Origin of the sequence: Tunturiibacter empetritectus, assembly GCF_013410875.1 — a bacterium.
GTDB classification, from domain to species: Bacteria; Acidobacteriota; Terriglobia; order Terriglobales; family Acidobacteriaceae; genus Edaphobacter; species Edaphobacter empetritectus.
This window is the reverse complement of sequence record NZ_JACCCU010000001.1, coordinates 110,256-134,619: the sequence shown is the minus strand read 5'-3', so window position 1 is coordinate 134,619 and position 24,364 is coordinate 110,256. Positions and strand designations below refer to the sequence as shown.

Here is a 24,364-nt window from a genome sequence, read left to right as displayed (position 1 = left end):
AATCAGTCATTTCCTTCCTGTGAAATAGAAAAGCTTTACGGGAATCCCATTCATTCAGGCTGGAGCCTTCGAAATGTTTATGCGCTACCGTTCCCTCTTCACCTCCAGCGTCATCGGAGTTGGCGCTCTCTTTTTGACGAGTCTTTTCAGTTCCGCACAGTTCGTTGGTAACAACCCGCAAGCTGTCGACAAGCGTGTCGATGATCTCCTCGGCAAGATGACGCTCGAGGAAAAAATTGATCTCATCGGTGGAGACACGCCGTTTCGGACCCATTCCATTTCGCGACTGAATATCCCCTACTTCCAAATGGCGGACGGCCCTGTGGGCGCACACATCCCTGCACCGACTATTGCATATGCAGCAGGCATTGGTCTCGCGGCTTCGTGGGACAGAGCGCTCGCTCTTAGCATTGGCCAGCAACTGGGCCGCGATTCACGCTCTCGCGGCGCGGCTTTTATCCTCGGCCCAGGCGTCAACATCTATCGTGCGCCCATGAATGGTCGTAACTTCGAATACTTCGGGGAGGATCCTTTTCTGGCAAGCGCGATCGCTGTCGGTTACATACGAGGCGTCCAGCAGGAAGGAGTTTCGGCGACGGTCAAGCACTACCTGGGTAACAACTCCGAGTATCTTCGTCACGATTCAGACTCGATCATCGATGAACGAACGCTTCGTGAGATCTATATGCCCGTCTTTGAAGCTGCCGTGAAGACTGCCAAGGTAGGCGCGATCATGGACTCCTACAACATTACCAACGGCGAGCACATGACGCAGAATGGGCGTCTAAACATCACCGTCGCAAAAGATCAGTGGCATTTTCCAGGGATCATTATGTCGGATTGGGTTTCAACCTACGACACCGCAGCAACCGTCAAAGGCGGCCTTGATCTCGAAATGCCCTTTGGCGTCTACTTCTCCAAAGAAAAAATACTCCCCCTACTGAAAGATGGCACCATTACTCAGGCCGAGATCGATGAGAAGGTGCGCCGAATCCTCCGCGTAGCAGTCGACTTCGGTTGGCTCGACCGACCACAGATGGACACCAGTATCCCGCGCTATAACCTCGACGGGCGCACGGCGTCTTTGCAGGCAGCGCTCGAAGGGGCAGTCCTGCTCAAGAATGACAACAACGCACTTCCTCTTAACAAAACTGCACTTAAGACGATCGCGGTCATCGGACCGACGGCAACCCAGACTGTCACTACCGGCGGCGGCAGCGGCGAAGTAGTCAGCTTCGCCAATACGAATCTCCTTGTGGGCATCAGCAACTTCGCCGGCCCGCAGACAAAAGTTCTCTACGCTCGCGGTCTGCGTAGCGTCAATCAGATGTCACGTTTGACTCACTTCACAACCGATCCGCAAGGCACAGCACCAGGAGTCACTCACACAACCTTCGCGAAGGCAAACCTAGAAGGAGATCTCACAGGCACAGTCACCGAGACAGCCATGCTGACCGCTGGCTCCACTCGCCGCGAACCAGAAGAACAAGAACTCAATGCGCTTACCTCCCATAGGAGCGCATCTCCCTACGTCCGCACCACCACCAGCAGCCGCTGGACGGGTTATTACACCCCCACCGAAGCCGGCAAGTTCGCAATCTTTGTCCAGACCGATGGGAAATATCGGCTTCTAGTGGACGACGCGATTGTCTTTGACAGTTCCATAGTTCCCAAATACATCCTCAATCAAACAACTTTGGACCTCACCCAGGCTCCGCACAAGGTGGTTTTAGAGCAACTCTCCCAGCAACTCGGTTCCGTCTCCGGCATGCGAGTCGGCATTGCTCCTCTCAAAACCATCGTCGAGAACGATGCTCTTGAGATGGCTTCGCACGCCGACACGGTCATCCTTGCGGTAGGATTCAACGCATCCTCCGAGTCAGAAGGCGGCGACCGCACCTTCGAGCTTCCCGTCGGCCAGGAGCAGCTGATCCAGCAAATCACCGCCCTCGGCAAAAAGACAATCGTCTTCATCACCTCTGGCGGCAGCGTCGATATTTCAAACTGGAAAGATAAGGTTCAGGGAATCTTTGAGACCTGGTATGCAGGGGAGGAGGGTGGCACCGCAGCGGCTCGCCTCCTTTTCGGCGAAGATAATCCTTCGGGTCATTTGCCCATCAGTTGGGAAAAGAAGATCACGGATAATCCCAGCTACCGCAACTATTATCCGGATGCCGGCACCAACAAAATCGTCTATCGAGAGGGTATCTTTGTAGGTTATCGCGGCTATGAGCATAATCATGTAGAGCCGCAGTATCCGTTTGGATTTGGGCTCTCCTACACGACATTTTCTTTCAGTAAGCTAAAAAGCACTCCTTCGGTCGATGGTCACCTCACAGTAACGTGCGATGTCACAAATACCGGAAATCGTACAGGCGCAACTGTAGCCCAGCTTTATGTCGGTCAGGCTTCAGCCACGATAGAGCGCCCGTCAAAAGAATTGAAGGGGTTTGAACGAGTCGTTCTGCAACCCGGCGAGACAGGACACGTCTCGTTTACCCTCGACCCTCGCAGCTTCAGTTACTTTGACGTCAAGTCTTCAAGCTGGAGGGCAGATGCAGGAGCATACGATCTGACGTTGGGCGACTCCTCACAAGACACTCAGCAGAAGATTACGGTCAAACTTGAAAAGCCGTTGACAACATCCATAAGCGACTAGCCGACTGATCGAGGTCGGCTAGGGGTAATACCGCATCAATGATGCGCCATGAGAGCCGCCAGAAGAACACAATGACGAAGGCGTGAGAGAGATTCCGCGTAGCTGAATCCCTTCCAAAGGCCAAAATTGTAAAATTTATGTCTCCACTCTGGTAAATTGCGGTTCAGAGGTAGTACAGTACCCTCCAAACACTGCACGAGCCGTCAATCTTTTTGATTAAAGTATTGATGCATAAATGGATAGGCAAACCTGCCTACCCGCAGATTTGCGAATAGACACGATTTAGTGGTAAGTTCCCCGTTCTTAGTCTTACATTCACGTCAATATCGCTCTTTGATTGGGTTTACGTTCGTTGTCATCGGCACCACAAGTCTTCCGCTTCTTAGAAGGTGTCCAGCGATGAAATCTCCGTTTCACCTATCGCCCATTTCCCTGGCAGGATGGCTATGTCTTTGCATCTATAGCCTGATCCACCCCTGCAGCACGATCTGGGCAGTTTCTTCATCGGCTCCGGCTGACACCCAGGCGCTCGCTATAAAGACGCCAACTATTCAAAGAGACACGGTCATCATCCCCGGCCCTCTTCGATCTTTTCTCCGCATGGCTGGTATTAGTCAGAAGGCCTCCAAAGACGATGTGCTGGCTCTGCTAGCCCGAAATGTCTATCTTCGTGGCTATCAACAGAGCAGTCCGACCGAATTCCTTATCTTGATCGATCGTTATGTGAATCAGGCGAGAGAACTTCAAATTCTGGCAGGAGCGAGCAGCACGATCCGTGTCACCGGCTGTGACGACGCCGGTACCCTCGTTCATATCCTCGGTTATCGTCTTCGGGAAGGGTGCGGTCAGAAAAACTTCACGTTGGAGACGGCAAACCCGGAGAGAGCTTTTCTTACGATCGATTCGGGCTTTCCTCTCGTCGAGCTGGAAGAAGCTCTCCAGAAAGGCGCTCCTTTCACGTATCCATATCCAGTGTCTCGAGTTCCAGCCCTATTCCACGAAAGCGATTGGATGGGTCTAAGCCAAAATCCGAAGGCAAGCTCGGGGAGTCTGTTAGACGCGGTGCTCGGCGACCCTTCCGTAGCCCGTTTGTATTGGGCACTGGCCAAAACAGACGACGAGACCAGTCTCGCTTTGCGGAACTCCCCGGGCCTTAGAAAACTGCTCCCGCTTGGAAGCATCCTGGATTTTTATGGGAGCCAGATATGCATCCGCTCAGGACGCGTAGCCGTCCCAGGAGGAGAGAGTGTAGAAGCGGATTGGAAGGAACTGGTCGGCACAAGTCCAGAGAAGTCGGGGGAGTTCGTCACCAATCTGCTGGCAAAGGATAACGGCTGGCTTGCTGCCTACTTCGATGCTTTGTCCCGTGTCAGCCGGACGCAGCAGGTACACCTCACAGAAACTCCGCGGCTAAAGCAACTCTACGACGTCTTTCGGAAGGGTGCTGCTGGCACCAATGCGGTGAGGGGAGTATTCCCAAAAGCTCCCGATCTGTTAGTGCTGTTTACGCGCATTCAATGGGAGTCTAACGGCGATCCACACGTGCCGGGAAATCTTGAGGTTTGGAAGGAGATTCTTCTCCAAAAGTCAGAATCTAAGACTGTTCGTAGCTGGGTTAAGCGAGCTCGGAGTTGGGATCGTCCGGAGCAGTTGCTCGAAACGATGACGGCACTTTCCTCAATAGACAGTGATAACGGGCCGCTCCAGATCTATCTCACTTTGAGTGAATTAAATCGTGGACGGCAACCGGGTAACCGCCTATCCGCCGAGACAGTACATCAAATGGCCGATCGGTTTTCAGAACTGAACAACTGGTACCTCGTGTTCGCTGAGTTTCCGGATCTGAACGACGCCGGCATCTCCAGCTTCATGAAATCGACGGAGGCGATCGACAGAATTTCAAATCCTACACTGCGTGGGAATGCCCTGGGAGCATTTCAGGCGACCGTCGGACTCTGGCAAATTCTTGCCCGCCAAGGCCAAATTCCAGAGCCCGAGCTGAACACATCTTGGCAAAAAGTGATCGAACCATTCACCGCGATCTCTTCCTCAACTCAACTCTTCGACAGCACTCAAAAATCCCTGCAGGAACTTCTGCTTGCGGCAGGCATGAAGGCGGACTCCTCTCAAGGAGAACTCGTCGAATTGCTTGCAGGCCCGCGTCAAGCAACCCCGGACGGACTACGCGAGCACACCGCATTAGGCGCGAGGATCAATTCGGTCTTGGATGACCAGCGGCTGGTCTCTCTTGATACATTATTCGCCCTTAGCGAAGGCCTGAAAGAGATGGCACAGGGCAAAGGCAAAAGCGATGCCCTTCTTCCACTTGCAGCAGAGCTCCGGGAATTTGACCTGCCACGCCCGATCTTCACCAACAGCGAAAAAATCAGTTGGGCGCCTCCAAACTACACCGCCCATCACGCAGAGCTGCAAGTCCGCACGGATTTGACGAAGGTCATTAAAGAGCCAGGTTCGCACGCGCAGCTCGAAACTGCTCGTGGCCAGCTCATGCCTTTTTTGAGGGATACTCTGGTCGGTTTGAACTACGCGTACTATGAACCCCCCGGAGCTCAAATGCTTCACCATAATCCGCTCTTCGTCCGCTCCCACGACTTTCTGGGGGTTTCGATACAGAGCCCCGATCGACTCTGGAGTGCTCCCATATTGTTAGGTGCTGGATCGCCTGCCGGCGGCGGAGCGTATCTCGTCGGATCTCTAGTCGACCTGTCGTATGCCTTGGCAACGACGGAGCAGGACTTTCTCTCTCCAGAAAATGTACAAGCACTCATTTGGAAAGATCTAGTACCGGAACTTTTAGTCGGCGCAACACTTCCGCGTTGGTGGAGCGTGACCCCAGTCGAACTTCATGCTGCCACTCTTTACCAAAAGGCTGGAGAAGAGTTGTTGACGGCCTCTGCAGGCAACGCCCAAATCAGGGAGAAAGTTATCGCCATCCTCTCTGATCGTTTGACATCGCAACGACTAGAACGAGTTCAACAGTCACTGTTCCGTGCGGAAGATGTAGCTGTAATGCTTCCGCGAATGACGCCAGCCGAGACCGCCTACATTGCTGCCGAGTACCATAGCAGGTTTCCCGAAGAAAATAGCTCCTGGGGACCGGCAGGTCAACAACTTCAGGAGCTGCAACGGCGATATCCAGCCGAGGTAAGCTGGGAGCACCTCTCGAGAGATTTCGGTGTGCCCCATCCGACGATGGCCCGAACCAACGCTTGCCAGTTGCTGAATGTAAAACCCTTTCCGTTCTTTGGCTCTTATTCCAGCCGCCTGTTTGGAGAATCATGGGAGTCCAGCAACTTATATTGGGCTCGCCTCGCAGACGAGATGGGTTACTCCCCTGTGGCGCTAAACAGCCTTGTTCCAGAGCTGAGTCGGCGTGCGATCACCAAAATCTTTGCGACGGAGCCTGACGATTGGCCCGCAATCCTTCGTGCTATTCAAGAAACAGGAGATGAGTTTCGACAGAGCAAAACTGCCGGGGTCTCAGGGGTTAACACTACTGCTACTGCATCGGAGAAGATGAGAAATGATGCCAATACATATTAGGAAGCTTATGGTGAAGCGACATCTTCTACTTCTCTGGTTGCTATTATTTCCTCTCTATGGCGACGGCTCCGGTGCTGCCCAGAATGATACGTCGCGCATTCGAGTAAGCGTCGTCCTTGTACAGTTGAACGTCGCCGTAACTGACGGAAAGGGAAATTATGTCAGCGGTCTCAGCCCAGAAGACTTCTCTATAACCGAGGATAAAATCTCAGAAAAAACTGCGACCTTCGAGGAAGGAAACGAACCACCTCGCAGACTGATTGACGCTTCTCCGTCGGGCAATCACCCTTCACAGGACACTGGAAAAGGTGCGATAACCATAGTACAGAAATCCTCTGCCGGGGATCAGGGGAAGACTCCAGACCTATGGTCGGCGGGTGCTAACGTTTTTATTCTCTTTGACACGAGCAATTACATGTACCGGGGATTCGTATTCGCCCAAGACTCCATCGCAGATTTCATCCGGTCTCTCGAGGGCGTGAGCAAGGTAGCTCTCTACTCCTATAGCCGGGATCTTTCTCGCGTATCTGGGCTTACGTCCGATCGATCACAAGCCTTGCGTGGCGTGCGCAGTACGGTTGCGGGGGATGACGCTGCACTCTACAACTCCCTGTTGCTCACAGTAAAGGATGCCGCTCGTTTGACCGGGAAAAAAGCCATCGTTGTCTTTTCTAATGGCCCCGACAATGCAAGTTTGGTGCCCCCGGAGGACGTAGCAGAGCTGGCTCAATCCACTGGCACAATCATCTACATGATCAGCACTCAGCAAGCCGAAGATGAACCAATCTCTACCGCCGTCTTTGAGCGAATGAGCAAGGTCACAGGCGGCAAAGCCTATTTCTCGAAGAGTTGGAGAGACGAGAAGCAGGCGTTTGCCTCCATCAGGGATGACCTGGCTCATCTCTACACTCTCAGCTACTATCCGCAACCCAATCCAAACCGGGGATGGCGCACGATAACGGTAAAGCTCGTTGGCAAAAACCTGCAAAAGTATCACCTCCGAACTCGGGATGGGTATCGCTTCCTTCAGCAGACGGCGTCTACAGACAATTTACCGTTGCCGGGACCGGATCCTGTCTCGCAGTGATCCAGTTCAAGAAACACGATCGTCCTGCACGCGGTGACACTTCAGTTCGCCGTCCCATGTCATATGCGGGAGTTCGGCTAACTTTCTACTAAATTCAGGCACTGCGTACATCTGGCTTTTCCAGGGCGTCGTAATCCGTTTGTAGGATCGAACCACACAGCGCGAAGGGTAGCTTGACCTGATGAGTGATCGAGTAATTCGCGTAGCGCTGCTGACCGTAATGATAGCCATCCTTCCGGCTTGGGGTAGTAGCCAAGTAGGAGTAGTACCGGAGGCGGCAGCGGCGAAACGGCCGATGAAATTTGAGGATTTGGCGCGGATGAAGCAGGTGAGCGATCCGCAGATCTCTTCATCAGGCAAGTGGGTGGTGTTCTCAGCACCAGAGATAGATCTTAATAGAAATGTGGTCATAAACCATCTCTGGGCGGTACCGCTTGAAGACAAAGCCGGCACCATCGCGTCTGAACCGCATGAACGGCAGATTACGTTTACTAATGATGGAGAGTTCGGAGGTAGATTATCGCCGGATGGCAAGATGCTGCTGTTTGTCGCGAACGACGAGCAGACGGCGCGTTTGCAGATCTTCGTTGCACCCTGGGACGAGAAGGCAGGCAAGCCCGGTGCTCCGAAGCGCCTGACAAATGTGATCACAGGCGCAGATAGGGCTGTATGGTCGCCGGACTCGCAGCGGATACTGTTTACTTCGCAGGTCTATCCTGAGTGCAGTGATGAAGCGGCGTGGGCAGCCGAAGACGCATGCGATAAAGCCAAAGATGACGTTGCTGATGTAATCCCAGCGAACGCGCAGTCTTTGGACCATCTACAGTATCTGCGCCCAGATCACGATACCGGACCGAAGCGCAGCCACATGCTTGTGGTGTTTGCCGCGAATGGCGACGCGATACGCGACCTGACGCCGCGCCAAAGCATTGGAGATGCGGACGTTCCTGCAACTTCGTCAGACGACCGAATCGGATATGCGTGGGCTCCGGATTCGAAGGAAGTTGCTTTTATCACCAGCCCCAACAGGGCTTCTGCAGCAACTACAAACAACGGAATTTTTACACTGAGTCTGAATAACGCCGCAGCGCGGCCGGAGCAGGTTGCGAAGTCGGCAGAAAATGACGAAGCGCCAGCCTACTCGCCAGATGGTAAATGGCTGGCATTTCGTTCGCAGGCGCGAGCGCAGTACAGCAGGGCCCAATCTCGTCTGGTGCTCTTAAACCGCCAGACGGGCACGGCTACTCCCCTCCTGCCGAAGTTCGAACGCTCAATCAAGGAATTTACCTGGGCAGCCGATTCGGCCTCGATCTTTTTTTCAACCGATGATCGCGAAGAAGATCAAATCTATTCCGTCGCGGTGGCAGACGAAGATACGATCCACTACGTCGCCGTGCCGACCGGCCATTTAACCCTGCTGGTGCCGGAGACTAAATCCAACTTCAGTGAACTTCAGATCTCAAGCGACGGAACATGGCTGGTTTCAAGCGCAGGCAATCTAGAGCGGCCATCGGAGATATTTCGTATCAGCCTCAGAATCTTCACCGACGAGGATCCTGAGATAAAAAAGAAGATGATAGGTCTAAAGCTGGCGATAGCAGCGGATAAAACGGCCCCGCGAATCGATAGCGCTGTCCCTGTCGTGCCCGAAGCCTTGACTCAATTGAACAATAAAATGCTGAACAGAGTGGTGTCGAAATCTGTGAAGCCTCAGCCAAAGACCTCCGTATCAGTCGAGTCGGCAGAACTGCATATTCAACTGCCGCCTGTGCCCATGCCATCTGCGCCAACGTGGAAAACAATCACACCTCAGAGTTTGAGGTCGAACTCGCACGTGGTATCGCCCCCCATCGCTGCCGCAGCTACTCCGAATGCGGTTGCGACACTAAAAACGCAACCTGAACTCCAGGTAGCAAGTCCGGTCATTCCGAAGGCCGTGCAACCAACAGAGCCCCAAAAGCCAGAGGCGGTGCCAGCTTCGATTCCCTCTGCGGCTCACAACATCTCACAGGGATCATTCGCGGTCACGATCAATGCTCCCACTGGCGGGCTTAGGGTTGGAGAGGACGCACGCGTGTTCATTACGTTGACGAATATCTCAGATCATCCAATCCTGTTCTCTCATAGACCGGGAACCGACAATCCAGAGTTCTCGTTTATCTTACTGGTGAGAAATTCGACAGGCCGCTTGATGGGTGAAAATATCGCTGGAAGCCTACAACCGTCAGACCTTCAAAAGATAGATCAAATTCCTTCAGGCGGATCAGTCACGCAGACCGCTCATCTGTCGAAGTTGGTAAACTTGAGCCTGCCAGGACACTACACCGTGCGGGTGTATCGCCGGGACGCCGACACCAATCAGGTGGTGCAGTCGAATGAGGTCGCGTTGACAATCACTACGTCAGTGCGTGCTCGATGAGCAAACTTATCTTGGGAGAAAGTTAGTTTCGAATGCAGGTGAAGATGACAAATACCAATCAACGACCCGTCGAGCCAAATATTGTAAGCGACTTCTCTGACAGGCTAAGCTACTCAGGCTACCTCTCCCTTGACGGCCTGCTTGCGCAACAGCGACCTCTATCCCAACCGCCGCATCATGACGAGATGTTGTTTATCGTTCAACACCAGGTTTCGGAGCTATGGATTAAGCTGGTCATTCACGAGCTTACGGCTGCGATCGATCACATACGCCAGGACAGACTTCCACCCACCCTCAAAACTCTGTCACGCGTAAAGCTCATTCAGATGCAGCTCTTCGAACAGTGGTCCGTGCTCGAAACTCTCACACCGTCGGAGTATATGGAATTTCGATCCGTCCTTGGAAGTGCATCAGGATTTCAATCCTTTCAATATCGCAAACTCGAATTTTTACTGGGCAATAAGAACGCAGACAATATCAAAGTCTTCGCGCACGATAAGACGATCCATGACGACCTCAAGCGCACTCTTGAATCTCCCAGCTTATATGACGAATTCTTGCTATACCTTTCTCGGCATGGCTATAGCATTCCCGACGAGTGCCGCGACCGGGATTGGTCTAAGCCCCACACCAGGAATGAGGCGCTCGTAGAAGCCTTTCGACAGATATACCGCAACCCAAAACAGCATTGGGAGGCTTACGAAATGTGCGAAAAACTGGTAGACGTTGAAGAATACTTTCAGCTCTGGCGCTTCCGTCACATGAAAACTGTCGAACGCATTATCGGTTTTCGGCAAGGCACTGGCGGCTCCTCTGGAGTAGGCTTCTTACGTCAGGCGCTGGAGCTAACGTTCTTCCCTGAACTCCTGGCTTCGCGAACCGAGGCCCCACAGGAATGAGTCTTGTAGATGCTCTCGCCACCATAGGCTCAGGTGCGCTTACTGAAGATCTTCTGCGCCTGCATGTCTTCCCGCTCTTCTCCAACACGCTCGCGGCACCCGGTATCTATCTGGCGAATCACTCGCTCGGTCGCCCACTCAATCAAACGGAAGAGGATCTTCGTAAAGGCTTTCAACTCTGGCAAACTAAGCTTGGGGATGCATGGGACCCCTGGCTCGAAGAAGAGCATGCACATCGCACACGGCTGGCTCAGCTTATAGGGGCTACCAGGCCCGACTGTATTGTCCCAAAGGCTTCAGCAGGACAAGGGCTGCGAACAGTTCTCAACGCCCTTCCAGGCACTCCCCGTGTCGTCTCCACAACTGGAGAGTTCGACTCAATTGACGTAATCCTGAAGCAGTATGCAGCCGTAGGAAGAATCAACCTTCAGCTCGTCTCCTGTGAAGCACCAGATGGCGCCATCGATCTTTCGCAACTAATCCAGAAAGTCCACGACGGCGCGGATCTCGTCGTCATCTCCCAGGTAATGTTTATGACGGGGCGGGTCGTGCCGAATCTCGATCTTCTCGCCGATCAATGCCATGCGGCAGGCGCACGTCTCCTTGTGGATGCTTACCATGCCGTCGGCGTATTCCCAGTGTCCGTCACCGACATGAAGGCTGACTTTATGATCGGTGGCAGTTACAAATATCTGCGCGGAGGTCCTGGAGCGGCGTTTCTCTATCTCTCTCCGGACGCTCTCTCCAGCGGTCTAAGACCAGTTGACATTGGCTGGTTCGCCAAAGACAAACCTTTTCTCTACGATCGACCCGATCCGCCACGCTTCGCATACGGTGGAGATGCGTTTCTCGAATCAACCCCATCAATTCTGACCTACTATCAAGCCCGAGCTGGTCAGCAGTTAGTTCTTCAGATGGGAGTGGCCCGAATCCGCACCTATTGCCTCGACCGTCTCAGCAAACTCAAACGATATCTCGCCGATGCCGGGATTGCAGCAGAGGGCGCGGACGACCAGCACGGTGGATTTCTCACAATAGAAAACCCTGCGGCCGTGGCGCTGGCAGAAGCTCTGAAACGCACCGGCATTACGACAGATGCACGCGGAAATCGGCTTAGACTCTCACCCGACTACCTCACACCAGATAACGCCTTACGCAAAGTGGCGGCCACCCTGGCATCTATCGGCGCAGCAGTCTAGACAAACAACTTCAGCGCTCGAGCTTGGTCTAATGCGATACCCTTCATTCCGGTTAGGAGCCCGGCATATCTCCGAGGGCACAGATCACCTGCTGTTTGTGCTCACGCTGTTGCTGCCAGCTCCGCTGATTGTGCGGAGTGGACAATGGAAAGAGCATGCCTCGCTCCGCCGAAGCGTCGACCCTCATGCGATGCAAGCCGAAGCCATAATCTAAGTAAATAGTTGATTTAATTGAGTAATACGCGATTCCAAGTCTTCCAGGAGCCTTTGGTAACTCTGTATTACCCTCTTCGTACTCCTCCAGAGCATAAAAAACAGCGCTCGACCACAACTCACCACAATTCAAGATTGGTGCATTAGCTACCGGATGCTATTCACCACAGTACCTCTTGCTGAGAAACTCCTGCATTGTGGCTCTTCCGTGTCATAGTCTGAAGCAGTATCCCGCTGAAACAATGCATTGATTGGGCTGATTCGATTGTTTACCGGCCTAGGGAAAGAGTGTGTGCAGACATTGATCCGCCAAAATCGTGATCTTCGCGTCGACTTTTTCCGTGGCTTTGCCCTCTGGTGCATGCTCATTGATCACTTTATTAATGGCTGGCTGCGAGCGATTACGCTAAAAGAGTATGGATTCTGCGACGCTGCCGAGTTGTTCGTTCTGCTGTCTGGCATCTCGGCCGGCATTGTCTATCACCGGACGGTGGTGCGCGATGGTCTACGACCGGCGTGGCTCAAAATCGCGCGCCGCATAGTCGCCATCTATCGGACGCATCTGATCATGTTCATGTTGTTTGCCGCCGAAGTCAGCATCCTGGTCGCCTGGCTAAATCCACCTTCCTTCTTGGAGTTTCTCGCGCTGGATGGCTTCAGAGCCCACCCCTTTCGCAGCATCATGAACGTCGCCCTGTTGGGTACCGAGCCGAAATTTTTCGATATTCTTCCGCTCTACATCGTTTTGCTGGTAATACTCGCGCTAACGCTTCCGTTGATCCGTTGGCCACGTTCGTTATTGGTTGGTTCGATCTTGTTGTACGTGGCGGCCCGTGTGTTCCACCTGAATTTAGGCTCATGGACAGAAAACTGGTTTTTCAATCCGTTAGCCTGGCAGGTCATATTCATGCTCGGAGTGACCTCGCCGTACATTCTGAAAGCCAAAAATTATTGGCGCGGCTGGGATTGGCTGGCGGCCTTGTTTTCACTTTTCAGCTTGTTTGAGTCGCATACGCGGCACCTTGATAACCACCTCCCGGCGGCCCTGCTGATTCACTTCGACGTGGATAAGCCGACGGTGCATCCGTTCAGGCTGCTGGCTATTGTTTCGCTCGGATGGCTAGCGTGGCGCTACATCCCCGCAGCAGCCGATTGGCTTCGATCCCGTTGGGCAGAGCCATTTGTTCTTCTCGGCCAGCACTCGCTTGGAGTGTTCTCCTCGAGCGTCCTATTTGCAGTTTTGGGCGAAGCGATACTGTTTACGCATCCAGGATGGATCTCACAAATCTTGGTTCAGGGTCTGGGTACCCTGGCGTTGGTTGCGGTGGCTGCACTGTCTGCCTGGAACAGCAACAAGAGCCGCATTGACGGCCGCGCCACGAACATCTCAATAAACTCAAACGATCTCTCGCCGATGCAGGGATCACAGCGGAGGGCGCGGATGGCCTACACGGTGGATTCCTTACAATAAGAGACCCTTCAGCGGTGTTGCTGGCAGAAACACTGGAACGCACCGGCATTACGGCAGATGCACGCGGTGATCGGCTTAGGCTCTCACCCGACTACCTCGCACGAGATAGCGCACTACGCGAAGTAGCAACCACCTGGCATCTATCAGCTCAGCAGTCTAGGCAAACAATTTCAGAGCTCGAGCTTAGTCTGATTCGACGCTCTTCTCTCTCCAAAAACTAAATATCCAGGTTCTTCACGTCCAGGGCATTTTCTTCGATGAACTTCCGTCGGCTCTCTACATCCTCTCCCATCAGAGTCGTAAAGATTTCTTCACAGGCCGCGATGTCTTCAAGCTTCACCTGCAACAGCGTGCGACGCTCTGGATCCATCGTCGTCTCCCACAGTTGCGGCGCAGTCATCTCACCCAGTCCCTTGTACCGCTGAACCTGATACTCCTTCTTGCCTTGTTCGATGACATACTCGAAGACATCGCGTGCAGTCTTCTTCTCCACCGGATCTTGAGACGCCTTGCTCGCTCTCTTGCTCGGCTTTATCTCTGCCACCGTTCCTGGAGCAGAGGCGGTCTCCGCGACGCCTTCTTCAGAAGCAATCTCCTCAGCTTCTTCTGCGGCCGCCTCAGCCTTGGTCTTCGCGGCATACTCGATAAAAAACGGCGCAACCAGTTGCTCTTTAATCTGTGCATGTTTCGCCAGCATCTGCCGGCTCTCCGGAGCTGAAGCCAGTGCCCAGTCAATCGTTCTTACTGCACCTTGCGCATCGGTATAGCTTACCGAGTAGCTTCTATGCTCCTCGTCCATCACGACATCGCCAACATTCTTGAACTGATAGGTCTTCTGCATCCCTGTCAGCCGCTCGCGCATGGCCTCTACCTTGGCGGGTGTTTCGAAGTCCACGCGTCGCACAGAATCTTTGCCCTCATGAGCAAACAACTCGGCGAACGCCTGCGTCACATCGTCATTCCTCAACCGCTTCTGCACCTTATCGAAGAAGCTGAGGTAGTCGTTCAACTGTCCCATGTACTTGGTTAGCGCAGCGCCTTCAAGCTTGCCGCCGTCCTTACCGTAGCGAATGACCATGCCATCGGAGGCGCGCTTCACCATAACGCTCACATACTCGCGATCGTCTTTGATGTACTGTTCGAACTTGCCCTTCTTGATGCGGTACAACGGCGGCTGAGCAATATAAACATGTCCACGCTTGATCAGCTCCGTCATATGGCGAAAGAAGAACGTCAACAACAGCGTGCGGATGTGCGATCCGTCGACGTCGGCATCGGTCATCAAAATCAACTTGCCATATCGCAGCTTGCTTGCGTCGAAGTCGTCTTTGCCAATGCCGCAACCTAGCGCCGTAATCATGGCGCGAATCTCTTCGTGACCCAGCATCTTGTCATATCGGGCCTTCTCGACGTTGAGAATCTTACCCTTCAACGGCAAGATCGCCTGGAACTTCCGGTCACGACCCTGCTTGGCCGTTCCACCGGCGCTCTCTCCTTCGACGAGATAAAGCTCACACCGATCCGGTTGACGCTCCGAGCAGTCTGCCAGCTTGCCTGGCAGCCCACCGCCATCAAGCGCACCCTTGCGTCGTGTCAGGTCGCGAGCTTTACGAGCAGCCTCACGCGCCCGTGCCGCATCAATCGCCTTGTTGATGATCTTCTTCGCAACCTGCGGGTTTTGCTCCAGAAACGCACCCAGCCGTTCATTCACAAACGCCTGCACCGTCCCGGCGATATCCGAGTTCAGCTTGCCTTTGGTCTGCCCTTCAAACTGCGGCTGCGACAGCTTCACGCTGATCACAACCACCAGGCCCTCGCGCACATCATCGCCGCTCAGGTTCTCCTTCACGTCCTTGAACAGGCCCAGCGACTGCCCCGCCGCGTTGATCGTCCGAGTCAACGCAGTCTTGAATCCCGAAAGATGCGTGCCACCGTCCACCGTGTTGATGTTATTGGCGAAGGTAAACACGGTCTCGGAGTAAGCGTCGTTATACTGCAGCGCAATCTCCATGGCCACGTTATCACGTTCGGCCTCCATGTAGATCGGCTTGTCATGCAGCACCGCCTTGCCCTTGTTCAGGTGTTTGATGAACTCGGCAATCCCGCCAATGTACTTGAACTCCTGGTGTTTGTACTCCCCGGTCTTCGAGTCCGTCGTGCGCTGATCCGTCAGGTGGATCTCCAGCCCCTTATTCAAAAAGGCGAGCTCCCGCAAACGTTGCGCCAGCGTGTCATAGTTGAACTCCGTCACCGTAAAGATCGACTTGTCCGGCAGAAAATGGACCTTCGTGCCCTTGCGCGTCGAAGCCCCCATCTTGCGCAGCTTACTGATCGGCGCGCCCTTGGAGTAGTCCTGCTCCCATGCGTGATTATCACGCCAGATCTCGACATCGAACTCCTCGCTCAGCGCATTCACGCAGCTCACGCCGACACCGTGCAGACCACCCGAGACTTTATAGTTCGACGCATCGAACTTGCCACCCGCGTGCAGCATAGTGAGAACAACCTGCACCGCCGGCATCTTCTCTCCATTGATGACCTTGTCATCAACCGGAATCCCGCGCCCGTCGTCGACCACCGTAATCGAATTATCGACATGGATCGTCACATCGATTTTCGTCGCATGGCCACCCAGCGCCTCGTCGACCGAATTATCGACCACCTCATACACCAGATGATGCAGCCCCTGCTCACCGGTCGAGCCAATATACATCGCCGGCCTTAGCCGGACCGCAGCCAGCCCTTCCAAAACGGTGATGTTTTCAGCCGAATAGCCGCCACCCTCTTTTCCTTTTGCGGGAGCGTCCTTCATTTTGCCAGCTTCAAGCTCTAAAAGAGCACCTTCGGTGGGGATTGCAGTCGATGCCATGTATCTCCGTTCAGCGGTTGCTGAAGTTGCAGGATTTTCAGCCCGTTCCGTGTCCGCGCAATCCGCGAAAACCCGCGCCGTTACAGCGCTTTACACACGTTCTAGCCTGACTCTCAGTGTCTTAAGTATAGCACGCGGAAGGGGTCTTGCAGGCCTCGCGCACCTCGGCTGAGCCCTCCCGCATAGCAATCCCTGGCCCATTGGTAACCGCCTCTCCTGCGCCCAAAGTTGTACTCCCCTAACCCACATGGCTTGTTATGCTTCGGCTCGTAACTCCCCGAGGTGAACCAATGAAATTGAACCGTTTGATCGTAGTATCGATCGTTGGACTCTCACTGCTTACAACCTCCAGCTCAGCCTTCGCCTGTGACCACGATCACGATAGCGGCAGCTCGTGGTCCTGGTTCGGCTGGTGCCATCATGATCATGACCACGACGGCGGCAGTAAAGGCGGCAACGGCGGTAACTGCCCCGGCCACGGTGGTAGCAGCTCTGGCGGTGGTGGCAGCAGCACCGGCGGCGGCTCCAGCTCTGGTGGTGGCTCCTCTGTTGGTCCAAAGGGATAACGGAACACGTAATCCCTACCACCTGACAAACGCTCGCAAGAGCCCAAAAATGACCCTCTTCGGAGGGTCATTTTTATTGTTCAGGAGACCAGCTTCAACCAAAGCCTTCTTTCCAGTCAAAAATGAAGAAGGCATAATGATTGAAGATGATCTTTGTTCCTGCTACTTATGCTGACATCGACGAGCTAGTCACCTTTGTTAACAACGCCTATAGAGGCAAAAGCGCTGAAGCTGGATGGGCAAGCGAAGCTAAGTTAATAGGCGGCCAAAGAATCGATTCGACTATCCTCGCCGAGACAGTCGCAAACGGTAAAGCCACGGTTCTATTGATGCGCGATGACCACAAGGCCCCTCTCGCGGGGTGTGTCTCACTTGAGACCACTGACGAACCGGCCGTATGGTATCTCTCGATGCTCGCGATCGACCCTCAACGCCAGGCCGATGGACTGGGCCGAACGCTCTTGTCTTATGCCGAGGATTATGTAAAAGCCCGTAGAGCGCAAAAAGTCAGAATTACAGTGATCTGGCTTCGCCACAGTCTCAGCGAGTGGTATGAGCGTCGCGGATATCGCCGCACCGGCAAAACGGAACCATTCCCGTATGACGATCAACGGTTTGGTGTGCCAGCGCGGAACGACCTTTATTTTGAAGTATTTGAGAAGGTCCTCGACTAGATCTTCCGTTCACTCAAATCTCTTATTCTCTCGGTTTGCGCATTGGTCCCCAACTCTCTTCATAAAAGGCCTGCAAAGAGTTGAGCCCGCAATCGCAACCCTCGTATATACTTAGTAAGTTGTCCAGAACACAGTTTTCGTCAGGAACACCATGCCAAAGTTGAAGACACACAGCGGCGCAGCCAAGCGCTTTCATAAGACCGGCACCGGCAAGTTCAAGCGTGGCCAGTCCAAGATGCGCCACATTCTCACATCGAAGGCCACCAAGACCAAGCGCAAGCTAGGCGGGTCAGTGCTTATCTCCGATGCGGATCATCACAAGGTTGCCCGGATGCTTCCTTACGCCTGATAGAAAGACCAAGCAGGTCTTTCCTCCTCAGGAATAAGGGAAGTATAAGTTTTTCAAGTCGAGCCGCTCAAAAAGCAAAGGGCCAGCAAAGCGTTCCGGCCCCTGGAACCGCGTTAGCGATTCCACGAGACTTGAAGTTGCATAGCGAGTGAAGAGGCCACCATCGTCGTTCTCACGAAGCTCGATCAGAACACCCACCAGTTCTGATTGAGATAAGAATGCGACCCTTACCTCCAGCCGCTTAAACGAAGTACGCAAAAGGAGAAGCAAGATGCCCCGTGTAAAACGGAGTACAAAACGCAACGATCGCCGCAAAAAGATCCTCAAGCGCGCGAGTGGTTACTTCCTCACCAAGTCCAAGCTCTACCAGGCCGCTCAGGAAGCCGTCGAGCGCGGACTCAAGTTCGCCTACACCGGACGTAAACAGAAGAAGCGCCAGTTCCGCGCTCTCTGGATCGTCCGTATCAATGCTGCCTGCCGCATCAACGGCATGAGCTACTCGACCTTCATCAACGGCCTCAAGCTCGCCGGCAATCAGCTCGACCGCAAGGTTCTCGCTGACATCGCCGCCAACGACGCAGCTGGTTTTGCCGCTCTTACCCAGCAGGCAAAGTCAGCCCTGAAGATTGCAGCAGATAAGCACGCCGCAAATCGCACCTCTGCTGCCGCCTAACAGCGCAGTAGTTTCAGAAGAGGCACGGCACACGCTGTGCCTCTTCCTTTTTAATCACGCCATCGCTATGAACCAGTATCCTGTCCTTATGCCAGATTCAACCGCAACAGAGGAAGCGACCTCCCCAATGCAATCTCCCTTCGAATCCTGGGGCCGCTACCCTACCTACGGCGCAAAACTTCTTCCGCTCCACTGGCAGAGCGACTTTCCCGCACTCACTGCCAACCTCCACAACGGCGCACTCCCCGTCGGCATGGGCCGCAGCTACGGCGACGTCTGCCTCCTCAAGGACGGCAACCTCCTCGTCACCACCGCAATGAATCGCCTCATCGACTTCAACCCCGAGACTGGCCTCCTCACCGCCGAAGCCGGCGTCTCCCTCGCGCAGATCCTCGACTTCGCCGTTCCCCGAGGCTTCTTTCTTCCCGTTTCCCCTGGCACAAAATATGTAACTCTCGGTGGAGCAATCGCCAATGACATCCACGGCAAAAATCACCACAGCGCCGGGACCTTCGGCCGCCACATTACCCAGTTCGAACTCGTCCGCTCCGACGGCTCCCACATGCTCTGCTCGCCCACTGAGAATCCCGACTTCTACGCCGCAACCATCGGCGGCCTCGGCCTCACAGGCGTAATCACCTGGGCCACCCTCCGCCTCAAGCCCATCGTCTCCCGCAAGATTGACTACGAAGGCATTCAGTTCCATGGCATAGACGAGTTTCTCGACCTCACCAACCAGGCACACGACATCGAGTACACCGTTAGTTGGGTCGACGTAACCTCCAAAGGCGGCAACTTCGCACGGGGCGTCTTTATGCAGGGCGATCACTCGGCCAAAAAAGACGATCTCAAACCCTCGCCCAAACCAAAGCTGATCTTTCCCTTTGAAGCTCCCGGCTTCGCCCTCAACTCACTCTCCGTCAGCCTCTTCAACACCGCGTTCTTCCACAAGCAGATCCACAAGCGAGCCGTTGCCCTGCAGGACTACGAGCCCTTCTTCTACCCGCTCGATAAGGTTCTCCGCTGGAACCGTATGTACGGCAAACGCGGCCTCCTTCAGTTTCAGTACGTCATCCCCTGGGAGCACGCCAAAGAGGGCACCGTCGCCATCCTCCGTGAAGTCGCAAACTCCGGCCTCGCCAGCTTCCTCGCCGTCCTCAAAGCCTTCGGAGACGTTCCATCCCCGGGTATGATGAGCTTTCCAAAACCCGGCATTACCCTGGCCCTCGACTTTCCCATCAAGCCTGACAAGAGCTTCCCACTCTTCCAGCGACTCGCCGACATGACCCTCGAGTTCGGCGGCCGCCTCTATCCAGCCAAAGACGCCGCCATGACCGCCCATCAATTCCAGTCCTTCTACCCACAATGGGAGCAGTTCGCACGATTCCGCGATCCCATGCTTACCTCCAGCTTCTGGGAGCGCGTCACCCCAAATTCATAAGACCGGACAAAGCAAGCCTATGAGCACCACCCCGCAATCAACCTCAACCCCTCGCAAGATCCTTGTCCTCGGCGCAACCTCCGGCATCGCCGAAGCAACCTGCCGCATCTGGGCCTCACAAGGTGCAAGCCTGTTCCTCGTCGCGCGCAACGCCGAAAAGCTGGCAGCAGTAGCCGCCGATCTCAAGACCCGCGGCGCCAGCTACGTGGACACTGCCGTCGCCGACCTCGATGACACCGACCAGCACCCTGCGCTCCTGGCCCACGCGGTAAACTCCCTCACCGGCATGGACATCGCCTACCTCGCCCACGGCGTCCTCGGCGACCAGCTCGAAGCCGAGCGCGACTTCAACACCGCCGCCCAGATCCTCCACACCAACTTCATGGCCCCGATCTCACTCCTCACCTGGCTCGCGAACTTCTGCGTCCAGCGCCATGCAGGCACCCTCGCCGTGCTCTCCTCGGTAGCAGGCGAGCGAGGCCGCAAGTCCAACTACGTCTATGGCTCCTCAAAGGCCGGCCTCTCCGCATTCCTCGACGGCCTTAGAAACCGTATCGACCGCGAAGGCGTCACCGTGCTCACCATCAAACCCGGCCCCACAAAAACCGCAATGACCGCCGGCATGCCCAGGAGCGAGAAGTTCGCCGACGTCGACTCAGTCGCCGAATCCATCGTCAGCGCCATCGACAAGCGCAGGGACATACTCTACGTCCCATTCCAGTGGCAGCCCATCATGTTCATCATCCGCAACATCCCCGAGCGCATCTTCAAGAAACTCAACCTCTGAAAGATAGGTCCTGCCGGACGGGCCTCCTACGCGGAGGGCGGGCGTTCGCACGCCTTTTTAGAGCTTCGCGTGGTCCTCCCGTTGGTCGGAATAATCTTCCTCGCGACCAACGGGAGCGCCAACCGAAGGTATACAAGTCACGAAGTGACCGCGCGCCGCGCAGGCGGCCCGCCCGGCAGGACACACGCCTCTCCCAAAAACCTGTCAAGCCCCAGATTCACCAAACCCCGCACCAATCCAGCGAATTCGCGTGGCGTATTAGTTACACCCAAATCGCTATAATGGAGACAGGAAGAAAGAAGATCCCCAGCAAATACCAGGGTTCCCTGTTTTAATCTCATAACCCCTTTGTTTGGAAGAATCTGCAGGCAACTCGTTTATTATCAATATTTTGGCGGCCAATACTTCGCGCAAGCCCATGATTAACAAAAGGCTTACACGCAGGTAATAGGGGGGGTATCCCTCTAGGAGTTCTCCTGCTGCTGCTGCGCCATCTGCTGCTGACGAGTCGGCGGCGGTGGCTGCTCTGGGAGCTGTGTCGCCTTCTCCACCAGAATCGACCAATCCTCGGGCACCGGCAGCTCCTGATCGAGCGAAAGGGTTCCCAGGCTCGGAGTCACCCGAACCGCCACGGTCAACTCACTCGCTGCGCGCCCGCGAAAGATGCCGTGAGTCGGCGGAACATCGGAGTAGTCCCTTCCGATTGCCGTACGAATATGCCGGTCCCCCGCCACCAGCCAGTTCGTAGGATCGAACCCCACCCATCCCAGGTGTGGAATCAAAACCTCAATCCAAGCATGTGTTGCCGAACTCACCGACCGGTCCATGTCACTCTCGCCATGAAACAGATATCCGCTCACATACCGGCAGGGGATCCGCAGCTTCGACCGCACCAGCGTGATCATGATGTGAGCAAAATCCTGACAAACACCAGCCTTAGTGCTCAAAGCCAGATCGATCGGTGAATCGACATGCGTCGACTTCGGTTTGTAGTCGAAGTACTCATAGATCTGCTGATTCAGGTGATGCAGCACCATCAGCGGATCGTCCCTGCGCCTCACGTCCAACTCGGCAGCAAGAGCGTCCAGCGCCGGCGTCGGTATAGCAAACTCGCTAGGCAGCAGCATCTCCCAGTAGTCACCGTTCTCCACCATCGCGTCCAGATCCGCCCAGGCATCAGGAGCTAGAAACGCCGGAACCTGCGCCGCTGGCTGTACCTCGACCAGCGACTCAGCAACGATCACCAACTGCCCGTGCATTCCTGGAATATCGAAGTGGTGGACATGGTTCGCCAGATGATCGCGATAGCTGAAGACTCGGCATCGCGGGCTTACCGAAAGATGAAACGTCAGGCAGCGCTGATTCTGGTCGCTCCGCGGGTGCATCCGCGTCTCCATCATGCTCTCGCTGACCTGGTTGCTGTACAGGAACTTCGTCAGATGGCGAATCGAATAATACATAGCCCGTCCCTTCCGGTCTTACGAAGATGCTGCATCTGCTAGAACGGCCAATGAAAGAGCCATCCCAACCGCCATCTGTCCCGCTGATACCAAACAATAGCAGGTAGAACTGTCGCGAAAGCCGTCGGCAACAACAATTGAAGCCACAGGTTGTTAGTGTGAAACAAGTCAGACAACACAACACGGGTTGCTCCCTGCGCAAAGGCGCTTAGCAGGAAGATCGCAAGGGATGCCCGTCCCACCCAGACCAGAGCCTCGCCGATCCAGTGGTTCTCAAGCAATCGGGAAAGGAGAAAAAGACCAGCAGTCCCAGTCAGGCCAAGCACAATATACGTCCCGCGATTCACGAAACCATAAAGATAGATAGCCGCGAATTGGAAGGCGGCAAGCAGCATAAAACCAACCGCCGCCATCCACTTTGGAGTATGTTCCAGCCGAAAGATGTGGTGTCCGACCCACATTCCCACGGCCACAAAACAGAACTCCTGCAACACGTGGTCCGTGGTGAACGTTCCGTAGATCGGCGCCACCCCGGCAAGCACTGAGAGCAAAAAGCGCAGCCAATTCGGAAATCGCACGGTCAAGAGCGCCAGAAGCAAACACCAAAATAAGGTGAATAGAAACCAACTCACACTCCCGTCGGCGACATTCCTCAGAAATGTATTCCAGTGAAATGGCGAATAGGACATCTGGAATCGTCGGATCAAAGGGCCGAGCGCAGCTGAGATGGCCGCGAATAACAAATAGGGATACAGTACGGTCTTCATTTTCTCGAGCGTGAACTTGGCCGGTCCCCGTCGCTGAATGCTACCGAACACGAACAGTCCGGAGGCAAAGAAAAAGGCAGGCATGTGAAAGCTGTAGATGAAAGCTTTAGAAAAATCAGCCCACGGACCGGACCACCAGCCCCGATGCACAACACCTTGTGCCGTATGGCCATAGACGACCAGAATGATAGCAAGACCCTTAACAAGGTCCACAAGGTTCGACCGTCTCCCGCTGGTAATCGGTCTCCGTGTCTCTTCTGCCAGTGCCTGTTCGATCATCTACCCTGCCAGGGCCGCCTGAATGGAATAGTCCACGTATAGCTCGTAGATCGTCTCATGAATGGCTCGGCACTGTGCCTGAATCCCACCCAGGTACCCCAGCACATCCTGGCTCAGGATCTCGTCGACGCTACTGTAGTTTAAGGAGGATTGCAGACGACCGCTCAGTCGACGCAAGGTCTCGGCACGGACCTTACCGCTGTCTCCCTGGATCTTCTCCAGCGCGCACTGCAAGCTGTCGATCGAAAATCGAACCGAATGTGGAAACTCCTCGTCGAGCAGAAGAAACTCGAAGATCTGATCCGGTGTCAGATCCGCGGTATACACCTTGCAGTACGCCTCGAACGCGGTCGCCGAACGCAACAGTCCCATCCAGTCCAGGTATTCATTCCCATCAACGATCCTCTCTGGGTGCCCCCACAGGTCGACATGGTAAGCCTGAAGCAACAGCGCGGTCGCACACGCCCGTTCGATATACCGTCCCACCTGAATGAACTGCCAGCCTTCGCCGTGGTTCATAGTAGAATCTGTGACACCCTGAAACTGATGTACCGCCTCCATCACCGATTGCAGAAACTCGCTGGGGTGCGTCATACCTTGCACCAGCGCCTCCGACTGCCTCTGACTCTGAATCTCCGGCCGCGTTACCTGTAGATAGAGGCTGTTCAGGCGGTGCCATTGCTCGGTAGAAATCTGCTCCCTCACGTGGCGCGAGTTTTCCCGCGCAGCGATGATGCAGGACAGGATCGAAGCCTTGTTTTCCGTATCGAAAGTCAGCGTCTGCGTGAGCGCATACGGCTCACCGGTCCACTCAACATTCTTAGGCTTACCCAGAGCTTGCAGCACCCGTTGCCATCGACGCTCTGCACTGATCGGGCTTTCATCGAGCATCAGATTCAGATTCACATCCAGTAGTCGCGTCGTATGCTCGGCGCGCTCGAGATACCGGCTCATCCAGTACAAACTATCCGCGACGCGTGACAGCATT

18 protein-coding genes are annotated in these 24,364 nt (G+C 54.7%); 14 read left to right on the top strand and 4 right to left on the bottom strand.

What is annotated here, in order from left to right; all coding sequences use genetic code 11:
• Positions 1 to 79 precede the first annotated feature (79 nt).
• The 8 genes from HDF08_RS00490 (at position 80) to HDF08_RS00455 (ending at position 13,511) form a co-directional block, all read left to right on the top strand.
• Positions 80 to 2,659: a glycoside hydrolase family 3 C-terminal domain-containing protein gene (locus tag HDF08_RS00490; protein WP_179636503.1), complete on the top strand. Its 2,580-nt coding sequence runs from the start codon at positions 80 to 82 to the stop codon at positions 2,657 to 2,659.
• A gap of 1,062 nt (positions 2,660 to 3,721) precedes the next feature.
• A complete protein-coding gene (locus HDF08_RS00485) occupies positions 3,722 to 6,223 on the top strand; it encodes a hypothetical protein (RefSeq protein WP_373563094.1) in 2,502 nt (833 codons plus the stop codon).
• Positions 6,204 to 7,310 (top strand): VWA domain-containing protein, encoded by a 1,107-nt coding sequence (locus tag HDF08_RS00480; protein WP_306459653.1) that lies wholly within the window; start codon positions 6,204 to 6,206, stop codon positions 7,308 to 7,310. Before HDF08_RS00485 ends, HDF08_RS00480 begins: the two co-directional genes overlap by 20 nt.
• A 181-nt stretch (positions 7,311 to 7,491) precedes the next feature.
• The gene (locus HDF08_RS00475; protein WP_179636500.1) at positions 7,492 to 9,729 is read left to right on the top strand and encodes an alpha/beta hydrolase; all 2,238 of its coding nucleotides are present in this window, start codon (positions 7,492 to 7,494) and stop codon (positions 9,727 to 9,729) included.
• A gap of 32 nt (positions 9,730 to 9,761) precedes the next feature.
• Positions 9,762 to 10,628, top strand: a complete 867-nt coding sequence (locus tag HDF08_RS00470; RefSeq protein ID WP_257030811.1) for a tryptophan 2,3-dioxygenase — start codon at positions 9,762 to 9,764, stop codon at positions 10,626 to 10,628.
• Entirely contained in the window at positions 10,625 to 11,827 is a 1,203-nt protein-coding gene (locus HDF08_RS00465) for an aminotransferase class V-fold PLP-dependent enzyme (protein WP_179636499.1), read from the top strand. Before HDF08_RS00470 ends, HDF08_RS00465 begins: the two co-directional genes overlap by 4 nt.
• 31 nt (positions 11,828 to 11,858) lie before the next feature.
• Complete coding sequence (locus tag HDF08_RS21390) at positions 11,859 to 12,041, top strand: HupE/UreJ family protein (protein ID WP_218884463.1); 183 nt, start codon at positions 11,859 to 11,861, stop codon at positions 12,039 to 12,041.
• A 291-nt stretch (positions 12,042 to 12,332) separates the two neighbouring features.
• The gene (locus HDF08_RS00455; protein WP_179636497.1) at positions 12,333 to 13,511 is read left to right on the top strand and encodes an OpgC family protein; all 1,179 of its coding nucleotides are present in this window, start codon (positions 12,333 to 12,335) and stop codon (positions 13,509 to 13,511) included.
• Positions 13,512 to 13,728: 217 nt separating this feature from the next.
• Here the strand turns inward: HDF08_RS00455 and gyrB are convergent, their stop codons facing one another.
• The gene (gyrB, locus tag HDF08_RS00450) at positions 13,729 to 16,323 is read right to left on the bottom strand and encodes a DNA topoisomerase (ATP-hydrolyzing) subunit B (RefSeq protein ID WP_257031003.1); all 2,595 of its coding nucleotides are present in this window, start codon (positions 16,321 to 16,323) and stop codon (positions 13,729 to 13,731) included.
• Positions 16,324 to 16,670: 347 nt separating this feature from the next.
• Between gyrB and HDF08_RS00445 the strand changes: the two genes are divergently transcribed.
• The 6 genes from HDF08_RS00445 (at position 16,671) to HDF08_RS00420 (ending at position 20,870) form a co-directional block, all read left to right on the top strand.
• Positions 16,671 to 16,946: a hypothetical protein gene (locus HDF08_RS00445; RefSeq protein ID WP_179636495.1), complete on the top strand. Its 276-nt coding sequence runs from the start codon at positions 16,671 to 16,673 to the stop codon at positions 16,944 to 16,946.
• A 146-nt stretch (positions 16,947 to 17,092) separates the two neighbouring features.
• The gene (locus tag HDF08_RS00440) at positions 17,093 to 17,620 is read left to right on the top strand and encodes a GNAT family N-acetyltransferase (RefSeq protein ID WP_257031002.1); all 528 of its coding nucleotides are present in this window, start codon (positions 17,093 to 17,095) and stop codon (positions 17,618 to 17,620) included.
• A gap of 151 nt (positions 17,621 to 17,771) precedes the next feature.
• The gene (gene rpmI, locus HDF08_RS00435; RefSeq protein ID WP_179636493.1) at positions 17,772 to 17,969 is read left to right on the top strand and encodes a 50S ribosomal protein L35; all 198 of its coding nucleotides are present in this window, start codon (positions 17,772 to 17,774) and stop codon (positions 17,967 to 17,969) included.
• 271 nt (positions 17,970 to 18,240) lie between these two features.
• The gene (gene rplT / locus HDF08_RS00430; RefSeq protein WP_179636492.1) at positions 18,241 to 18,642 is read left to right on the top strand and encodes a 50S ribosomal protein L20; all 402 of its coding nucleotides are present in this window, start codon (positions 18,241 to 18,243) and stop codon (positions 18,640 to 18,642) included.
• Positions 18,643 to 18,769: 127 nt separating this feature from the next.
• Positions 18,770 to 20,083, top strand: coding sequence for an FAD-binding oxidoreductase (locus HDF08_RS00425; protein WP_257030810.1), 1,314 nt, complete (start codon positions 18,770 to 18,772; stop codon positions 20,081 to 20,083).
• A 19-nt stretch (positions 20,084 to 20,102) separates the two neighbouring features.
• A complete protein-coding gene (locus HDF08_RS00420; RefSeq protein ID WP_179636490.1) occupies positions 20,103 to 20,870 on the top strand; it encodes an SDR family oxidoreductase in 768 nt (255 codons plus the stop codon).
• Between the two features lie 464 nt (positions 20,871 to 21,334).
• Here the strand turns inward: HDF08_RS00420 and HDF08_RS00415 are convergent, their stop codons facing one another.
• From HDF08_RS00415 to HDF08_RS00405, 3 genes are read right to left on the bottom strand one after another with little or no spacing between them, the layout of a single operon-like run.
• Positions 21,335 to 22,330 carry a transglutaminase family protein gene (locus HDF08_RS00415; protein ID WP_179636489.1) on the bottom strand — a complete coding sequence of 332 codons (996 nt, stop codon included), beginning with the start codon at positions 22,328 to 22,330 and terminating at the stop codon, positions 21,335 to 21,337.
• Positions 22,331 to 22,368: 38 nt separating this feature from the next.
• Entirely contained in the window at positions 22,369 to 23,376 is a 1,008-nt protein-coding gene (locus tag HDF08_RS00410; RefSeq protein WP_179636488.1) for an acyltransferase family protein, read from the bottom strand.
• Positions 23,377 to 24,363: an alpha-E domain-containing protein gene (locus HDF08_RS00405; protein ID WP_179636487.1), complete on the bottom strand. Its 987-nt coding sequence runs from the start codon at positions 24,361 to 24,363 to the stop codon at positions 23,377 to 23,379. It abuts the gene before it with no gap.
• Position 24,364: the final 1 nt, after the last annotated feature.